Source organism: Streptomyces sp. LN549 (genome assembly GCF_043203805.1).
In the GTDB taxonomy this organism is placed as follows: Bacteria; Actinomycetota; Actinomycetes; order Streptomycetales; family Streptomycetaceae; genus Streptomyces.
In genome coordinates this window covers 3,854,047-3,870,204 of record NZ_JAZHRI010000002.1, presented here as the reverse complement: position 1 = coordinate 3,870,204, position 16,158 = coordinate 3,854,047, and the positions used below count along the sequence as shown (strand labels likewise).

14 protein-coding genes and 1 pseudogene are annotated in these 16,158 nt (G+C 70.5%); 6 read left to right on the top strand and 9 right to left on the bottom strand.

Features of this window, described 5'->3' with window-relative positions:
* Positions 1-4: 4 nt before the first annotated feature.
* Positions 5-1,282 (bottom strand): choice-of-anchor A family protein, encoded by a 1,278-nt coding sequence (locus SH922_RS17390; protein WP_393058869.1) that lies wholly within the window; start codon positions 1,280-1,282, stop codon positions 5-7.
* Between the two features lie 226 nt (positions 1,283-1,508).
* Here SH922_RS17390 and SH922_RS17385 point away from each other — a divergent pair, with 226 nt between their 5' ends.
* Both SH922_RS17385 and SH922_RS17380 read left to right on the top strand, forming a co-directional pair.
* Positions 1,509-1,937, top strand: coding sequence for a hypothetical protein (locus tag SH922_RS17385; RefSeq protein ID WP_393058868.1), 429 nt, complete (start codon positions 1,509-1,511; stop codon positions 1,935-1,937).
* Positions 1,938-2,316: 379 nt separating this feature from the next.
* Positions 2,317-3,555 (top strand): phosphatidylserine/phosphatidylglycerophosphate/cardiolipin synthase family protein, encoded by a 1,239-nt coding sequence (locus SH922_RS17380; protein WP_393058867.1) that lies wholly within the window; start codon positions 2,317-2,319, stop codon positions 3,553-3,555.
* 21 nt (positions 3,556-3,576) lie between these two features.
* On the opposite strand, the gene SH922_RS17375 is transcribed toward SH922_RS17380, so the two are convergent.
* The gene (locus SH922_RS17375; protein WP_393063598.1) at positions 3,577-3,978 is read right to left on the bottom strand and encodes an ATP-binding protein; all 402 of its coding nucleotides are present in this window, start codon (positions 3,976-3,978) and stop codon (positions 3,577-3,579) included.
* 313 nt (positions 3,979-4,291) lie between these two features.
* Entirely contained in the window at positions 4,292-6,064 is a 1,773-nt protein-coding gene (gene argS, locus SH922_RS17370) for an arginine--tRNA ligase (RefSeq protein WP_393063597.1), read from the bottom strand.
* Between the two features lie 134 nt (positions 6,065-6,198).
* On the opposite strand from argS, the gene lysS reads away from it, so the two are divergent.
* Positions 6,199-7,956, top strand: coding sequence for a lysine--tRNA ligase (gene lysS, locus SH922_RS17365; RefSeq protein ID WP_393063596.1), 1,758 nt, complete (start codon positions 6,199-6,201; stop codon positions 7,954-7,956).
* 92 nt (positions 7,957-8,048) lie between these two features.
* On the opposite strand, the gene SH922_RS17360 is transcribed toward lysS, so the two are convergent.
* From SH922_RS17360 to SH922_RS17350, 3 genes and pseudogenes are all read right to left on the bottom strand, one after another.
* Positions 8,049-9,455 (bottom strand): DUF2637 domain-containing protein, encoded by a 1,407-nt coding sequence (locus SH922_RS17360; RefSeq protein WP_393058866.1) that lies wholly within the window; start codon positions 9,453-9,455, stop codon positions 8,049-8,051.
* Between the two features lie 260 nt (positions 9,456-9,715).
* Positions 9,716-10,561, bottom strand: a complete 846-nt coding sequence (locus tag SH922_RS17355; protein WP_393058865.1) for a DUF3558 family protein — start codon at positions 10,559-10,561, stop codon at positions 9,716-9,718.
* Between the two features lie 143 nt (positions 10,562-10,704).
* Positions 10,705-11,596 (bottom strand): annotated as a pseudogene (locus SH922_RS17350) (DUF3558 domain-containing protein).
* Between the two features lie 170 nt (positions 11,597-11,766).
* Here SH922_RS17350 and SH922_RS17345 point away from each other — a divergent pair.
* A complete protein-coding gene (locus tag SH922_RS17345) occupies positions 11,767-12,960 on the top strand; it encodes an RtcB family protein (RefSeq protein ID WP_393058864.1) in 1,194 nt (397 codons plus the stop codon).
* 72 nt (positions 12,961-13,032) lie between these two features.
* On the opposite strand, the gene SH922_RS17340 is transcribed toward SH922_RS17345, so the two are convergent.
* Both SH922_RS17340 and SH922_RS17335 read right to left on the bottom strand, forming a co-directional pair.
* A complete protein-coding gene (locus SH922_RS17340) occupies positions 13,033-13,791 on the bottom strand; it encodes an SDR family NAD(P)-dependent oxidoreductase (protein ID WP_393058863.1) in 759 nt (252 codons plus the stop codon).
* Between the two features lie 54 nt (positions 13,792-13,845).
* Positions 13,846-14,181, bottom strand: a complete 336-nt coding sequence (locus tag SH922_RS17335) for a YnfA family protein (RefSeq protein ID WP_393058862.1) — start codon at positions 14,179-14,181, stop codon at positions 13,846-13,848.
* An 89-nt stretch (positions 14,182-14,270) separates the two neighbouring features.
* On the opposite strand from SH922_RS17335, the gene SH922_RS17330 reads away from it, so the two are divergent.
* Positions 14,271-14,792 (top strand): hypothetical protein, encoded by a 522-nt coding sequence (locus SH922_RS17330; RefSeq protein ID WP_393058861.1) that lies wholly within the window; start codon positions 14,271-14,273, stop codon positions 14,790-14,792.
* Positions 14,793-14,887: 95 nt separating this feature from the next.
* Positions 14,888-15,394: a MarR family winged helix-turn-helix transcriptional regulator gene (locus SH922_RS17325; RefSeq protein ID WP_393058860.1), complete on the top strand. Its 507-nt coding sequence runs from the start codon at positions 14,888-14,890 to the stop codon at positions 15,392-15,394.
* Here the strand turns inward: SH922_RS17325 and SH922_RS17320 are convergent.
* Positions 15,391-16,149, bottom strand: a complete 759-nt coding sequence (locus SH922_RS17320; protein ID WP_393058859.1) for a Mut7-C RNAse domain-containing protein — start codon at positions 16,147-16,149, stop codon at positions 15,391-15,393. The genes SH922_RS17325 and SH922_RS17320 overlap by 4 nt on opposite strands.
* Positions 16,150-16,158 lie beyond the last annotated feature (9 nt).

The following is a 16,158-nucleotide window of genomic DNA, read 5'->3' as shown; positions in this document are numbered from 1 at the left end:
TGCGTCAGGCCTGCTTGCGGCGGCGGGCCATCACGACGAGGCCGGCGCCTGCGGCGAGCACCGCCGCGCCGCCGATGACGATCGGGATCGTGCCGTTGCTGCCGGTCGAGGCCAGGTCGCCGTCACCGCCGCCGGCGGTGCCCGGTACGGAGCTGCCCGACGGGGACGGGGTGCCGGGCGTCGTGGATCCTGACGGGCTGTCGGACGGAGTGGCGTTCCCGGACGGCGAGGTCACCGGGGTCGACGGGGTGCCCGTCGCCGGCGGCGTCGTTCCGGGGGTCTCGCCCGGGGTCTTGCCGGGTGTCGGGGTCTTTCCGCCGGGGATCTCGGGGAGGCAGCCGGTGAAGGGGAAGTGGTGCGTCTCGGCCCCGCCCGAACCGTGCAGGGAGGCCACCCACACCGAACCGTTGACCGGTGCCGCCGTTCCCAGCTCCAGGTGGGCCTTGGGGGCGAGCACGCTGCCGGGCCAGGCGGCCTGGCTGTTCTTGGTGACCGCGGTGGCGTCGGGGAAGTTCCACAGCAGCTTGGCCCGCACCTTGCCCTCGGACGCGCTCTGCAGCTTGTCGTCCAGGACGAAGTCCTGACCGGCCGACAGGAAGAAGCCGGTGGTGCCTGCGGTCGCCATGTCGTAGTCCTGGCCGGTGACGTTGACGATCGTCGTCGCCCCGGCCGGAACCTTGATGAAGACCTCCTTGGCCTTCTCCAGCTGGTCCGCCGGTACGGAGAAGACGTTACGGCCGCTGTCGCCGCCCTCCAGCGTCAGCCGGTTCCCGTCGAGTCGCACCTGCGCGCCGGAGGTCGTGGGCTCCTCGGCCAGCGCGGCGGAGTAGGACCTGAGCTTGGCGAACTCGGCGTCGAAGTCGATGAGGTCGGGCTTCTGGCTGAAGGTGCCGTTGTGCAGTTCGACGGCGCGGTCCGTGACCTTGCCGCCGACGACCGCGTTGCCCTTCATCACGACGGTGGCCGAACCACCGTTGAGCAGGTCGCCGCGGACGACGAGCGACGCCCGGCCGGGCAGGGCGTCGACCTCGGCGGCCGACAGCTCGTTGGCGACGCTGAACCCGCCCCGGAAGTCGGCGTTGCCGCCGATGGCCACGGCACCCTCCGCGTCGGGGGAGTGGACGTCGTCCCCGAGGACGAACTCGCCGTACTTACCGGCGATTCCGAAGGCGTCCGTGGTGCAGCCCGTCGGAGGGGTGGCCTGGGCGGCCGGAGCGACGGTGAGCCCGAGTACCAGGGCACCGCCGATCGCTGCCAGGGCAGCGGTGGTGGATATACGCATGATGCGTGGTTCTCCCGCGGAGCAGTTATGAAGGTTCTGTGGCGACTCCGGTCATGATTTCCCGTCATCTGAAAATTGGTCAAGTCCAATGGAGGATTTCGCGCGGTGCGGGTCCGGCCGGGTCGGGAGGCGTGCGGGTCCTTCCTCGGGGAAGGTGAGCGGGACCAGACCATGTGGTTCGTGCGGATCTGCTCCGGGCGCACCGCCGCGGCGAAGGGAACAGCTCATGAACGAGTCCGCACGCCCCGCACCGGACTCGACTGCGGTGATCACCGAGCCGGTACCCGACCTTCAGCTCCAGCTGCTGGTCCAGTTGCTCGACAGGGAGATGCGCTCCGGGCTCCCGCTCACGCTGACCATCCCCGCCGGTGTGCTGCACGGTGACGTGATCGGGCACGAGGCCTGGAAGGCGGACTGGTCCAGGAGCCTGCGGCAGGTCGAGGGCGAGGGCGCCAACCTCATCGCCGAGTTCCCCGAGACGGTGGACCAGGGCATCAAGGAACTCGGCGCCGACGAGCATGCGCAGCAGCTTCCCCGGTGGATCCACCTGAGGGATGCCACGCTCCTCTTCGGCGGTACGGCCCCGCTGCGGCTCCCGTTGTGGCGCGGGCGGCTGTCCGACGTGTCCGGTTGGGCGCTCGGCCGGCCGGAGTGACGCGGACCCGTAGACGGACAGGCGGACGGCCGGGGCCGGCCATGCGGTGTGACCTGCGCCGGGCCGTCCTCGGCCGACCCCCACGTGTCGCCGGTCGTGGCGGCGCTCTCCGACCGGGGGGAGTGGAGGGGGCGCCGCCCGGGAAGGTGGTCCGGTGCCGGTCCCGCGGGGAGCGGCACCGAACGCCCGAGGACCTCCGCCTTTCCGGGCAGGAGCCGGTGACCGGCTCCTGCCCGGGGCGGTCCTGACCGGGCGCCCTGCCAAGGTGGCGAGGGCGGTCCTCCACCAGTCATCGCGACTGCGCGAGGCCGGTGAACTCGCAGGAAAGGGCCCCCGCGCCACTTCCGGAGGAACCGCCCGACGATGGTTGAGGAGACGCATGACCAGCACCATGGACGAAAGACCGGAGAACCTGCGGACCGGTGCGTCCGATGGCCCGGCAGGGCCGGAGACCGGGCTCCTCGCGGAACGCACGGTGCGGCTGCGCCGCCGGCTGGAGCGGCTGATAGGCATCGCAGCGACCGAGGGGAACCGGCTGGTCCCGCTCCGCAATGGCGACGAGATCTTCGCCGCCATGCTGGACGCCATCCGCCACGCCGAGCACACCGTGGACATGATGACGTTCGTCTACTGGCGCGGCGACATAGCCCAGGAGTTCGCCGACGCGCTTGCCGAGCGTGCCCTCGCGGGGGTGCGCGTCCGTCTTCTGCTGGACGGGTTCGGCAGCAGGCTGATCGAGAAGGAGCAGCTCGCGGCGATGGAGGAGGCCGGAGTCTCGGTGGCCTGGTTCCGCAAGCCGGTCCGTCTCTCGCCGCTGAAGCAGAACCACCGTTGCCACCGCAAGGTGCTCGTCGTCGACGAGGTGACGGCGTTCACCGGCGGCGTCGGGATCGCCGAGGAGTGGTGCGGGGACGCGCGCAACGAGAACGAATGGCGCGACACACACGTGCAGGTGTTCGGTCCGGCCGTGGACGGTATCGCGGCTGCGTTCGCCCAGAACTGGGCCGAGTGCCACGAGGAGCTCTTCGACGTACGCGACAGGTTCGTCGAGCTGGAGCCGTGCGGGGACGCGGTCGTACAGGTCGTGCGCGGGTCGGCAGGCTTCGGCTGGCAGGACATGCAGACGCTGCTCCGGGTCGTGCTGGAGTCGGCCGAGGAGCGGATACGGCTCACCACGGCCTACTTCGCACCCGACGCGTACTTCATCGAGCTGCTCTGTGCGGCCGCGCGCCGCGGTGTCGTGGTGGAGATCCTTCTCCCCGGACCGCATACGGACAAGCGGGTCTGCCAGCTCGCCGGGCAGCGCTACTACGAGGACCTGACCGCCTGTGGCGTCAGGATCTTCCAGTACCAGCCGACGATGATGCACACCAAGGCCCTCACCGTCGACCGGGCTGCCGCGCTGATCGGCTCCACCAACTTCAACCGCCGCTCGCTGGACCACGACGAGGAAGTGATGCTCGCCGTGATGGACCCGGAGTTCACCGCAACCCTGGACGGTCACTTCGATCAGGACGTGCGGGTGAGCGAGCTGATCGAGGGCCGCCGGTGGAAGCGGCGTTCGGTGCTGCAGCGGGTCCGGGAGGCGTCCGTACTGCCGATCCGCCGCTTCCTGTGACGGGCGCCGTCCGAGGACCGGTCAGCGTGCCAGGGTGGCGAGGATGGTCTTTCCCCGGCCGTCGTGCCGGTGGATGCTGACGTCGTGGGCCAGGCGCAGGACCATCGGCCAGCCGAAGCCGCCCGTCCCGCCGGTCATGTCCGGGATGCGGCACTGGGGAGGGGTGGGGCTGGGGTCGGCGACCCGGACGTGCAGTGTGCGCCGGTCGGCGCCGAACGAGAGGGCGGTGACGGCTCCGGCGTAGCGGATCGCGTTCGTCACCAGTTCCGAGGAGAGCAGCAGCAGATCCTGGACCGCGCGGGCGGACGGTGCGGGATTCAGTTTCGCGACGAAGGCGGCGGCGGCCGCGCGGGCGTCCGAAGCCCGCAGGGGCGGGGCCACGGACTCTGAGGAGTTGTCAGGGGATTGCCTGGAGACTTTCATCGAGGTCTCCGTCGTGGAGAAACCCGGTGTGGAGCACTGCTCGGTCATCTGCATTCACCCCGTGGGGCCGGTGGGCCGGTCGTGTCGGCTGGTGATGAGTTCGTGTACCCGGTTAGCTCCCGTACATCCGTAACCGATGCGCACGGGTGACACGGCGCCGCTGCGGCTCCCGTTGTGGCGCGGGCGGCTGTCCGACGTGTCCGGTTGGGCGCTCGGCCGGCCGGAGTGACGCGGACCCGCGTACGGAACGGGACGGGGCCCGGCACACATCGGTGTGCCGGGCCCCGTCCCCGTCCGTCCGGACGTGCGGCGCTCAGAGGCGCTCGGGGGTCCTGATGCCGAGCAGCGCCATGCCCTGGTGCAGGGTGCGGGCGGTGAGCTCGACGAGGAAGAGCCGGTTCTCGACGACCTCGGCCGGGTTGGCGTCGCTCAGGACCTGGCACTGGTCGTAGAACGTGGTGAGGTGCGAGGCGAGCTGGAAGAGGTACGCGGCCAGCTTGTGCGGCTCGTAGTTCGCCGCCACCTCGGACAGCACCTCGCCGAACTGGTCCAGGTGCAGACCCAGCGCCCGCTCGGCCGGGGCCAGTTCCAGCTCCGGGTGCGCGACCGGCTTCGCGTCGCCGGCCTTCCGCAGGATCGACCGGATACGCGCGTACGCGTACTGGAGGTACACCGACGTGTCGCCGTGCAGCGACACCATCTGGTCCAGGTCGAACTTGTAGTCCCGCACGGCGGAGGTCGACAGGTCCGCGTACTTCACGGCGCCGACGCCGACGTACCGGCCGTTCTCGACGATCTCCTCCTCGGACAGGCCGATCTTCTCGGCCTTCTCCCGGACCACGGCCGTCGCCCGCTCGACCGCCTCGTCCAGCAGCTCCTCCAGCCGGACGGTGACACCCTCACGGGTCTTGAACGGCTTGCCGTCCTTGCCGAGCACCGTGCCGAAGGCGAGCTGGTGCGCCTTGACGCCGTCGTTCAGCCAGCCGGCCCGCCGGGCCGTCTCGAAGACCATCTTGAAGTGCAGGGACTGCCGCACGTCCACCACGTACAGCAGGGTGTCCGCCTTGAGGTTCTGCACCCGGTCGCGGATCGCGGAGAGGTCGGTGGCCGCGTAGCCGTAGCCGCCGTTCGTCTTCTTGACGATCAGCGGGGTCGGGTTGCCGTCCGGACCCTTCACGTCGTCGAAGAAGACGCACAGCGCACCCTCGGAGCGGACGGCGACGCCCGTCTCCTCCAGGATCCGGCAGGTCTCCTCCAGCATGTCGTTGTAGCCGGACTCGCCGACGATGTCGGGGTCGCTGATCTCCATGTCGAGCTTGTCGAAGACGGAGTAGAAGTAGATCTTCGACTCGTCGACGAACCGCTGCCACATGGCGAGCGTCTCCGGCTCACCGGCCTGGAGCGCGACCACCCGGTCCCGTGAGCGGGCCTTGAACTCCTCGTCCGAGTCGAACAGGACCCGGGACGCCTTGTAGAGCCGGTTCAGGGACGACATGGCGGCCTCGCCGTCGGCCTCGCCGCCCTCGTGGTTCAGCTCGTCGGGGTGCTCGATCAGGTACTGGATGAGCATGCCGAACTGGGTGCCCCAGTCGCCGATGTGGTGCCGCCGGACGACGGACTCGCCGGTGAACTCCAGGATCTGCACCATCGCGTCGCCGATCACGGCCGACCGCAGGTGACCGACGTGCATCTCCTTGGCCACGTTCGGCTGGGCATAGTCGATGACGGTGGTGCCGGCGGTGCTGTCGTACGGCACGCCGAGCCGGCCCTCGTCGTCCGCGGCGCGCGCGGCGAGCGTCTCGATGATCGCCTTGTCCGAGAGCGTGATGTTCAGGAAGCCGGGTCCTGAGACCTCGATGTCCTTGATCAGGTCCGTGGCCGGAAGGGCGCCGGTGACCTGGGCGGCCAGGTCGCGCGGGTTGCCCTTGAGCTTCTTGGCGAGCGCCAGGATGCCGTTGGCCTGGAAGTCGGCCCGGTCGCTTCGGCGCAGCAGCGGGTCCGCGGTACCGGCATCCGGCAGAGCTGCCGTCAGGGCGTCCGCCAGCTGCTGCTGGAGCGTGGAAGCGAGGGAATTGACCGAGGCCATGAGCTGGCTGCCGTTTCCGTAGGGGTACAAGGGATGACCCCAAGTATCCCACGGGCTGTAAAGCCGTTTTCGCGCTGTGGGCGGTACCTGGGAGAATGGTCGGTGCCCCTATGAGTCCTACAAGAGAGAAGGACGTGCCGACCGTGGCTCAGAGTCAGAGCAGCACCGAGACCGACTGGGTCTCCCGCTTCGCGGACGAGGTCATCGCCGAATCGGAGCGTCGTGCGCCTGGCAAACCGGTCGTCGTCGCGTCCGGTCTCTCCCCGTCGGGCCCGATCCACCTGGGCAACCTCCGCGAGGTCATGACCCCGCACCTGGTCGCCGACGAGATCCGCCGCCGCGGGTACACCGTCCGGCACCTGATCTCGTGGGACGACTACGACCGCTACCGCAAGGTGCCGAACGGCGTCGAGGGCGTCGACGCGTCCTGGGCCGAGCACATCGGCAAGCCCCTGACCTCGGTGCCCGCCCCGGCCGGGTCCGCGTATCCGAACTGGGCCGAGCACTTCAGGGCCGCCATGACGGCGGCCCTGGACGAGCTGGGTGTCGAGTACGACGGAATCAGCCAGACGGAGCAGTACCTGGCGGGGACGTACCGCGAGCAGATCCTGCACGCGATGCGCCACCGTGCGGACATCGACGCCGTTCTGGACCGCTACCGGACCAAGAAGGACCCGGCGGCGGCCAAGGGCGGCAAGAAGCCGCAGCAGAAGAAGGTCGACGAGGCGGAGCTGGAGGCCGAGGCGGGCTCCGGCGCGGCGAGCGAGGACGACGGCAGCGGCGGCTCGGCCGGCTACTTCCCGTACAAGCCCTACTGCGGCAACTGCGAGAAGGACCTGACGACGGTCACGTCGTACGACGACGAGAGCACCGAGCTGAACTACACCTGCACGGCCTGCGGCTTCGCCGAGACGGTCCGGCTCAAGGAGTTCAACCGCGGCAAGCTCGTCTGGAAGGTCGACTGGCCGATGCGCTGGGCGTACGAGGGCGTGATCTTCGAGCCGAGCGGGGTGGACCACTCCTCGCCCGGGTCGTCGTTCGTCGTCGGCGGCCAGATCGTCCGCGAGGTCTTCGACGGTGTGCAGCCGATCGGACCGATGTACGCCTTCGTCGGCATCTCCGGCATGGCGAAGATGTCCTCCTCCAAGGGCGGCGTGCCGACCCCGGCCGACGCGCTGAAGATCATGGAGGCGCCGCTGCTGCGCTGGCTGTACGCGCGCCGCAGGCCCAACCAGTCCTTCAAGATCGCCTTCGACCAGGAGATCCAGCGGCTCTACGACGAGTGGGACTCGCTGGGGCGCAAGGTCGCCGACGGTTCCGTGCTGCCGGCGGACGCCGCCGCGTACGCCCGGGCGATCGGCACGGCCGCCGGTGAGCTGCCCAGCACGCCGCGCCCGCTGCCGTACCGCACCCTCGCCTCGGTCGCCGACATCACCGCCGGGGCCGAGGACCAGACGCTGCGCATCCTCAGCGAGCTGGACCCGGAGCACCCGCTGACCTCGCTCGACGAGGCCAGGCCGCGGCTCGACCGGGCCGAGAACTGGATCACCACCCAGGTCCCGGCCGAGGCCCGCACCATCGTCCGCGACGAGCCGGACAAGGAGCTCCTCGGCTCGCTGGACGAGCAGGGACGCGAGTCGCTGCGGCTGCTCCTGGAGGGGCTGGACTCGCACTGGTCGCTGGACGGGCTGACCACGCTCGTCTACGGCGTGCCGAAGGTGCTGGCAGGGCTGGAGGCCGACGCCAAGCCGACGCCTGAGCTGAAGACGGCACAGCGGTCGTTCTTCGCGCTGCTGTACCGGCTGCTGGTCAGCCGGGACACGGGCCCGCGCCTGCCCACGCTGCTGCTCGCGGTGGGGGCGGACCGGGTGCGCAGGCTGCTCGGCGCGTAACCGCGTACGTATCGCATGACGAAGGGCCGTCACCCGGATCACCGGGTGACGGCCCTTCGTCATGAGCGTGCGGGGTGCCGCGGCCCATCGGCTCACGCGATGTGGTCGGCCTCGAGCTCGGCGTGGTAGCGGTTCTTGAAGCCCTGGATCAGCTGGCGGAGCAGCGCCATGCTGCGCGGGTGCCGCACGTTGTGGCCGTCCGACAGGTGTATGTCGAGGACCTCGATGCTGGGGTACGTGCTGTGCTGCGTCACGAACGCGGCGAAGACCTCGTAAGCGATCTCGCTGAACTCCGCGTCCTCCTGCGCCCACTCCTCGGCCCACTCGTCGGCGGCCTCGACGACGGGCAGCGGCTGCTGCTCCTGGACCGCGACCTGCTCCGGTACGGGGACCTGCTCCTGCGCCGGGACCTGCTCCTGGACCGGCATCTGGACCTGACCCGGGGCCCGCGCCTCGTCGCCCTCGGGGGCCATCGGCATCCGCTCGGTGCGGGGGCCGGGCACGGCACCGATCGTGCCGACGTTGCCCAGCGGCCGCGTGCGGCCACCGGGGCCCGACGGGATCATGACCGGAGTCGGCTCAAGACCTTCGACGTACGTCGGGTTGTACGAACCCTCGTACGCCCCGTCCGGAACCTGCGCCGCGAACCACGGGCTCTCGTGCGTGACGGGCCCCTCCGCGGGCTGCTCCTGCTCCTCGGCCCATTCGCCGGGGACCGTCTGGGCGTACTGCTCCTGCTGGGGCGCGTACGCGAGTTCGGGCTGCGGGGCCGTTTCCACGGCGACGGCGGCGGCCGGGGGCAGCAGGGCGGGTTCGATGCCGGCTGCGGCGAGTCCGGCGGGGCCGGTGTCGGCGAGCGGGACGCCGTACTTGGCGAGGCGGAGCGGCATCAGGGACTCGACGGGGGCCTTGCGGCGCCAGTTGCGGCCGAAGCGGGCCTGGAGGCGGGCCTGGTAGATCAGCCGGTCCTGTTCGAGCTTGATGACCTGCTCGTAGGACCGAAGCTCCCACAGCTTCATCCGCCGCCACAGCCGGAACGTCGGCACGGGCGAGAGCAGCCAGCGGGTGAGGCGGACGCCCTCCATGTGCTTGTCGGCCGTGATGTCGGCGATCCGGCCCACCGCGTGACGGGCGGCCTCGACGGATACGACGAACAGCACCGGGATGACGGCGTGCATGCCGACGCCGAGCGGGTCGGGCCAGGCCGCTGCGCCGTTGAACGCGATCGTCGCGGCGGTCAGCAGCCAGGCCGTCTGACGCAGCAGCGGGAACGGGATGCGCAGCCAGGTCAGCAGCAGGTCCAGCGCGAGCAGGACACAGATGCCGGCGTCGATGCCGATCGGGAAGACGAGCGAGAAGTCGCCGAAGCCCTTCTGCTGGGCGAGCTCGCGCACAGCCGCGTACGAGCCCGCGAAACCGATCGCTGCGATGAGCACCGCACCGGCGACCACGAGCCCGATGAGTATCCGGTGCGTGCGTGTCAGCTGCATCGCGGCCACCCGCGACCCCTCCCCAAATTCTTTGTCTCCGACGTCCGGTCCAGCGGGACGACTTCGAGTTCTGGCGGGCACAGCCTGGCACATGCCTGCGCGGTGTGTTGCGCGGGGAGGGGCGAAGCCCGGTCCTCGGGTGAGGACCGGGCTTCGCAAGACCGCTTCTGCGCAGGAGGGTTGAGGCCACCGGCTGCCGCGCCCGGATGCCTGGCGGGCCGCCTCGCGGGCCGTCCGCTGCCGGGTGCAGGGCGGGCGGGGAGGGGCGGTCAGCCCGTCTTCTTGGCCGAGGCCTTGCTGGTCGTCTTGCTGGTCGTCCTGCTCGTCGCCTTGCCGGTCGCCTTGGTCGCGGCCTTGGCCTTGGCGGACTGGGAGGGCTTCGGCGAGCCGCTGGGCTGTGCGGCCTCGTTGGCGGTGGCGACCGAGGCGACCGCCTCCTTGGCGGCCTTCTGGGCGCCCTTCAGGATGTCGGCGGCGGACGGGGTCTTGGCTCCCGCGTAGCCCGCGCCGTTGTAGTTGAGGGTGACGACGACGTTCCCCGTACGGGCGACGATGGTCGCGTACTTGAAGTCCTCACCCGTTTTGGTGAGGTCGTACGTGATCTGGGTGGCCTGGTCGCCGAGGGAGCTGACGGGGGCGGTGGCGAGCTTCTTCGCGCCGTCGGCCGCCTGGGCCTTGGCGACCTGCTTCGTGTAGTCCGCCTGGGCGCGGTCGGCACCGCTGCCCACGGCCTGGTCCGATGCGAAGCGGGTGAAGCCGACGTCGAGCCAGCGGTACTGGGAGCCCTTGACGCCGTTGTCGTCGAGGCCGTTCCACGAGCAGCCGCCGCGGACGGCGGTGTCGCTGGACTTGCCGCGGGTGCCGCTCTTGTTCTTGGCCGAGGGGACCAGGGACTTGACCGTCTTCGCGGTGATCGACTTGCACGGGTCGGGCAGCGTGGCGAACTTCGCCGGCGCGACGGCCGCTTCCGTCTTCGTCGCGTCCGGTGCGGCGGACGAGGACGAGGCGTCGTCCTTCTTGCCGTCGGAGTCCGACGAGCAGCCGGCGACGACGAGCATCACCGGGACGGCGGCGCAGGCGAGTATGCGGGTGAGTCGCGGGGCTGATCGGTGCATGGTTCCTTCACTCGGGTGGCGCGGCGGTCGGCCGAACGGGCGGTTCCGGAGGGCCACGGTACGACGGACGGGCGCCGGATGCCGCCTCGGCCGGAAGGCCCGCGGGGTGGCGGACGCCCCGTCCAGGGCGGCCGGGGGTGGGGCTATTCGCTGAACGTGTCGACCAGCTTCTCGCCCAGTGCCTGGGCCTTCTCCTGCAGTTCCTTGCTGTCGGGGACCTCGGTGGAGAGGGCCGGCTGCGCGGTGTACTCGATGGTGACGATGACGTTCGATGTGCGGAATACCACGCTCACCGTGCGGTGCTGTGCGGTGGAACCTGCCCGGGTGAGCAGATCGTCCAGAAAGGCACTGTCTCCGAGCGTGTCGAGGACGCGGGGCTGGAGGTTCTCGGTGGGGCTGCCGGCCGTGCCGCCCTCCGCCGTGTCACCCGTGGCGTCATCCGCGCTGCCGGTCGCGCTGCCGTCCGGGCCGGTACCGGCGTCCGGCTTCGCGTCCGTCTTCCCGGCGGTTCCGCCGGCGCTCTTGCCTCCGGCCTTCTCCCGTCCTGTCGGGGAGCCCTCGGGAGAGGGTGTCTCCTTCTCCGCGTCGTCGGGCGGGAGGGAGGCCGAGGGGAGGTCCGCGGCGTCCTCCTTCTTCGCGTACACCTCGCGGGCGCGGTCGTCGTCGCTCACGGACGGGTCGTACGAGACGACGCGCTCGAAGTCGATGGCGACGCTGCGGGAGGCGTCGGGTGCGTCGGACGTCCAGCGGCAGCCGACTCGGCGGTCCGTGTCGAAGGTTCCGGCGGGCGTGCCCTCGTACACCTTGTCCTGCTGGGCCTCGGGCAGTTGCGCGGCGCCGGGCAGGAGGTCCTTCAGCGTGGCGAGGGGGATGGCCCGGCAGGCCTCGGGAAGGGTGAGGTACTTGCCCGGGGGCGCGGCGGAGGTGGTCAGCGTGCCGGGTTTGCTGTCGCTGGCGGATGCGTCGCCATCGGTGCCGGCACTGCAGCCGGCGACGAGTGCTGCGGATCAGCACGGTGCCGGGTACGTACGCCATTCGTCGCACGGTCCTGGGCTCCCTTCGCGCGAAAAACGGTTGCCGCTCGATGGCGGCCGGTGGACACAATGTGTATCGCACGCGCCGCTGTGAATGCCGGTCGGCCGACTCATTTGCCGACCTTGGCACCGGTTTTGCGTTTTCAGACTTTTCGGGGGAATCGAGGAACTATGTCGTATGTAGAGGTACCGGGTGCGAAGGTCCCCATCCGTATGTGGACCGACCCGGCTTCGGTCGAGGACGTCGCGATGCAGCAGCTGCGCAACGTCGCCACCCTGCCCTGGATCAAGGGCCTGGCCGTGATGCCGGACGTCCACTTCGGCAAGGGCGCCACGGTCGGGTCGGTGATCGCGATGCACGGTGCGGTCTGCCCGGCGGCCGTGGGCGTGGACATCGGCTGCGGAATGTCCGCGGTGAAGACCTCGCTGACCGCCAACGACCTGCCCGGGGACCTGTCCCCGCTCCGGTCGAAGATCGAGCAGGCCATTCCGGTGGGCCGCGGCATGCATGACGATCCGGTGGACCCCGGCCGGCTGCACGGTCTCGCGTCGACCGGCTGGGACGACTTCTGGGAGCGGTTCGACGGGGTGGCCGATGCGGTCAAATTCCGTCAGGAACGTGCCACGAAGCAGATGGGAACGCTCGGAGGAGGGAATCACTTCATCGAAGTCTGTCTCGATGAGGCGGGTTCGGTCTGGCTGATGCTGCACTCCGGGTCCCGGAACATCGGCAAGGAGCTGGCCGACTTCCACATCGGCCAGGCCCAGACGCTGCCGCACAACCAGGGCCTGGTCGACCGCGACCTGGCGGTCTTCCTCGCGGACACCCCGCCGATGCAGGACTACCGCAATGACCTCTTCTGGGCGCAGGAGTACGCGAAGCTCAACCGCGCGGTGATGATGGCGCTCTTCCAGGACGTGGTCCGCAAGGAGTTCAAGAAGGCCAAGGTGACCTTCGAGCCGGTCATCTCCTGCCATCACAACTACGTGGCGGAGGAGCGGTACGAGGGCATGGACCTGCTGGTCACCCGCAAGGGGGCCATCCGGGCCGGCTCCGGTGACTTCGGGATCATCCCGGGCTCGATGGGCACCGGCTCGTACATCGTGAAGGGCCTCGGCAACGAGAAGTCCTTCAACTCGGCCTCGCACGGCGCGGGCCGGAAGATGAGCCGGAACGCCGCCAAGCGGCGCTTCTCGACGAAGGACCTGGAGGACCAGACGCGGGGCGTGGAGTGCCGTAAGGACTCCGGCGTCGTCGACGAGATTCCGGGTGCCTACAAGCCGATCGAGAAGGTCATCGACCAGCAGCGCGACCTGGTCGAGGTCGTCGCGAAGCTGAAGCAGGTCATCTGCGTGAAGGGCTGAGCGCGCGAGCCGGTGGCGGGGTGAGGCTCACGGGGGGAGCCTCACCCCGCCCGTTCGGCTGCGCGCGGGCCGTCAGACGGTGCGGTGGACCTTGGAGTTGGAGGCCTGGGCGCGGGGGCGGACCACCAGGAGGTCGATGTTGACGTGGCTGGGGCGGGTGATGGCCCAGGTGATCGTGTCGGCCACGTCGTCCGCGGTGAGGGGGGCGTCGACGCCCGCGTAGACCTTGGCGGCCTTCTCGGCGTCGCCGCGGAAGCGCGTGGTGGCGAACTCCTCCGTCTTGACCATGCCGGGGGCGACCTCGATGACGCGGACCGGGGTGCCGACGATCTCCAGGCGGAGGGTCTCCGCCAGGACGTGCTCGCCGTGCTTGGCGGCCACGTAGCCGCCGCCGCCCTCGTAGGTGGAGAGGCCGGCGGTCGAGGAGAGGATGACGATCGTGCCGTTCCCGCCCGCGGTGAGGGCCGGGAGCAGGGCCTGGGTGACGTTGAGCGTGCCGATGACGTTGGTCTCGTACATCTGGCGCCAGTCCGCCGGGTCCCCGGTGGCGACGGGGTCGGCCCCGAGCGCGCCGCCGGCGTTGTTGACGAGGACGGCGAGGGTACGGAACGCGGTGGCGAACTCGTCGACCGCGGCGCGGTCGGTGACGTCCAGGGCGTAGGCCGTGGCCTCGTGGCCCGCCTCGGTGATCTCGGCTGCGAGCGCCTCGATGCGGTCCTTGCGGCGGGCGGTCAGCACCACGCGGAAGCCGGCGGCCGCCAGCTGCCGGGCGGTCGCGGCACCGATGCCGCTGCTCGCTCCGGTGATGACGGCGATGGGGGATGCGGCCATGGCGGGCTCCTCGGACAGCTGATCGGTGTGGGCCCAGGATAGGCAGGGGTGCGGTCAGTGGTTGCGGGGGGCATACATGATCACGGCCATGCCGGCCAGGCAGACCAGCGCACCCGTCACGTCCCAGCGGTCGGGCCGGTAGCCGTCGGCCGCCATGCCCCAGGCGATCGACCCCACGACGAAGACCCCGCCGTACGCGGCGAGCACCCGCCCGAACTCGCCGTCCGGCTGGAGGGTGGCGACGAAGCCGTAGGTGGCCAGGGCGATGATGCCCCCGCCGATCCAGGCCCAGCCGCGGTGCTCGCGCACCCCCTGCCATACGAGCCAGGCCCCGCCGATCTCGAAGAGGGCGGCGACGGCGAAGAGGGCGATGGAGCGGACCACGGACATGGGGGCAGGGTGTCACGGGCGCGGACCCGAGGACGCGCCGAACCAGTGGGTAAATATGGATAAATCATGATGATCTGTATCTTCAGGGCATGGTAGTGACGCGTAAGGCTCTGCTGGGGGTATCCGCTGCGGCGGCAATGGCGTCGACGGTGGCGCTGGGTGTGGGCGGGACGGCCGTGGCCGTCGGCGCGCCCGTCGGTACGCCCGTGGGGCGGAACATCGCACCGGAGGCGGATGTGTCGCACCACGGACACGTCTCGTTGTGGGGTACCGGGCTCGGGATCTGGCTGCGCAGCGAGAACCGCGGGCCGGCGGATCTGGCCGGGGTCACCGTGCGACTGCGGGTCTCCGTACCGCTGGCGGGCCGCCAGGAGCTGCCGCAGGAGTGCCTCCAGGCCGATCGGGCGACCGTGCTGTGCCGGACGGGTGCGTTGCACGCGGACGGTTCCGAGCAGCGGCAGCTCGCCCTCGAACTTCAGCTCGCGGGCCGGCCGGCGGAGGTGGTCGTCCGGATCGACACCGTGTGGAACGACGGGGCGACGGACCGGAACGCGAAGAACAGCGAGCACGAGGTGCTGGCGCCCGCCACGGGGGACGAGTACGTCTTCTGAGCCGTCGCGGGACGTACGGGGGCGCCGCAGGCGCCTCCTGCCCGGAGGAGCGGCGGTGGGCCGTGCTGGCCATGCCTGCTTCGTACACTCTCTGCATGCCGCAGAAGTCATCCGCCCCGCGCCGCAGTGTGCTGCTGGCCGAGCTGGCCGTCACGTCGCGCCGCTACATGGCCTCGTACGCCCTGTTCAACCAGGCCGTTGCCGACCATCTGCGGCTGCACCCCACGGATCTGCAGTGCCTGAACCTGCTCGGCCTGGAGACCGGGCCCGTCACCACCGGCCGGGTCGCGGAGCTGACCGGGCTCACCACCGGGTCGGCGACCCGGCTCGTCGACCGGCTGGAGCGGGCCGGCTATGTGACCCGCGCGCGGGACACGGCGGACCGGCGGCGGGTGCTCGTCGCGACCGTGCCTGAGCGCATGGCGGAGTTCGGTGCGGTCTGGGAGCGGTTGAACAGCGGTTGGACTGCGCTGTTCGAGGCGTACGGAGACGACGAGATCGCCTTCCTCATCACCCATATGCGGCGCACCGTGGAGCTGAGCGCGGTACAGATCGAGAGGCTGCGCGACGGCGACGCCGTCAACGGTGGTGGCGGCGCTTAGGGCCTGTCCGACGGGCCCGGCCCGGACAGGGCGTTGCCGAACTCGCGGACCGCTTCGGTGACGATCGCCTCCAGGCGGGCGTGGTGGGCGCCGCGCCAGTACACCCGGTCGCACTCCGTGCACTGGGCGAAGACGTCGTACGACCGCTGGGTGCCGTGTTCCAGGTGCGCGCTGACGGAGTCCTTGTCGGCCGCCGTCAGCGGCCCGTTGCACGCCGTGCACCGCGTCCACGGGGCGAGGTCCGGCGCGAACCGCTCCAGTACGTCACGCAACTGCGCCTCCGGGCGGTCGCTGTAGACGTACGCCCCCGCCCAGATTTCCCGCCGGTGCAGCAGCCCCCGGTCCCGGGAGAGCAGGACCCGCTGCTCCTTCGCCGAGCGGGTGGCCAGCGCGGGGTCGCCGATGTCCTCGCTCTCGTACGCCGCATCGACCCCGAGCAGCCGCAGTCGTCGCGCGAGCGTGCCGAGGTGGACGTCGAGCAGGAAGCGCAGGGGTGCGCCCGGCACGCTCTGCGGACGCTGAACGGCCCGTACCTCGACGATCTCGCCCGCTGCGGGAATGTGTGAGACCGGCACCGGGCGCCCGTCGACGAGGAGCTCTCCCGCCTCGGTCAGCGGGACTCCGAGTGATTCCACGACGTGCCCGAGAGTGGACGAGCCGTCGGTGGTCACGGTCGTCCGGCCCCCGCGGCGTTCGTGCGCGACGAAGAGGCGCAGTCCGGGGGCGACTTCGAGGTGGATCTCGGGTCCGTTCACCTGGTCAGG

Bases quoted from the DNA above. Each gene is read 5' to 3' on its own strand.
- SH922_RS17325 (WP_393058860.1), top strand. From the start codon at position 14,888: ATGCCGCAGAAGTCATCCGCCCCGCGCCGCAGTGTGCTGCTGGCCGAG.
- SH922_RS17335 (WP_393058862.1), bottom strand. From the start codon at position 14,181: ATGTCCGTGGTCCGCTCCATCGCCCTCTTCGCCGTCGCCGCCCTCTTC.
- SH922_RS17355 (WP_393058865.1), bottom strand. From the start codon at position 10,561: ATGCACCGATCAGCCCCGCGACTCACCCGCATACTCGCCTGCGCCGCC.
- SH922_RS17380 (WP_393058867.1), top strand. From the start codon at position 2,317: ATGACCAGCACCATGGACGAAAGACCGGAGAACCTGCGGACCGGTGCG.
- SH922_RS17390 (WP_393058869.1), bottom strand. From the start codon at position 1,282: ATGCGTATATCCACCACCGCTGCCCTGGCAGCGATCGGCGGTGCCCTG.
- SH922_RS17340 (WP_393058863.1), bottom strand. From the start codon at position 13,791: ATGGCCGCATCCCCCATCGCCGTCATCACCGGAGCGAGCAGCGGCATC.
- SH922_RS17345 (WP_393058864.1), top strand. From the start codon at position 11,767: ATGTCGTATGTAGAGGTACCGGGTGCGAAGGTCCCCATCCGTATGTGG.
- SH922_RS17385 (WP_393058868.1), top strand. From the start codon at position 1,509: ATGAACGAGTCCGCACGCCCCGCACCGGACTCGACTGCGGTGATCACC.
- argS (WP_393063597.1), bottom strand. From the start codon at position 6,064: ATGGCCTCGGTCAATTCCCTCGCTTCCACGCTCCAGCAGCAGCTGGCG.
- SH922_RS17375 (WP_393063598.1), bottom strand. From the start codon at position 3,978: ATGAAAGTCTCCAGGCAATCCCCTGACAACTCCTCAGAGTCCGTGGCC.
- SH922_RS17330 (WP_393058861.1), top strand. From the start codon at position 14,271: ATGGTAGTGACGCGTAAGGCTCTGCTGGGGGTATCCGCTGCGGCGGCA.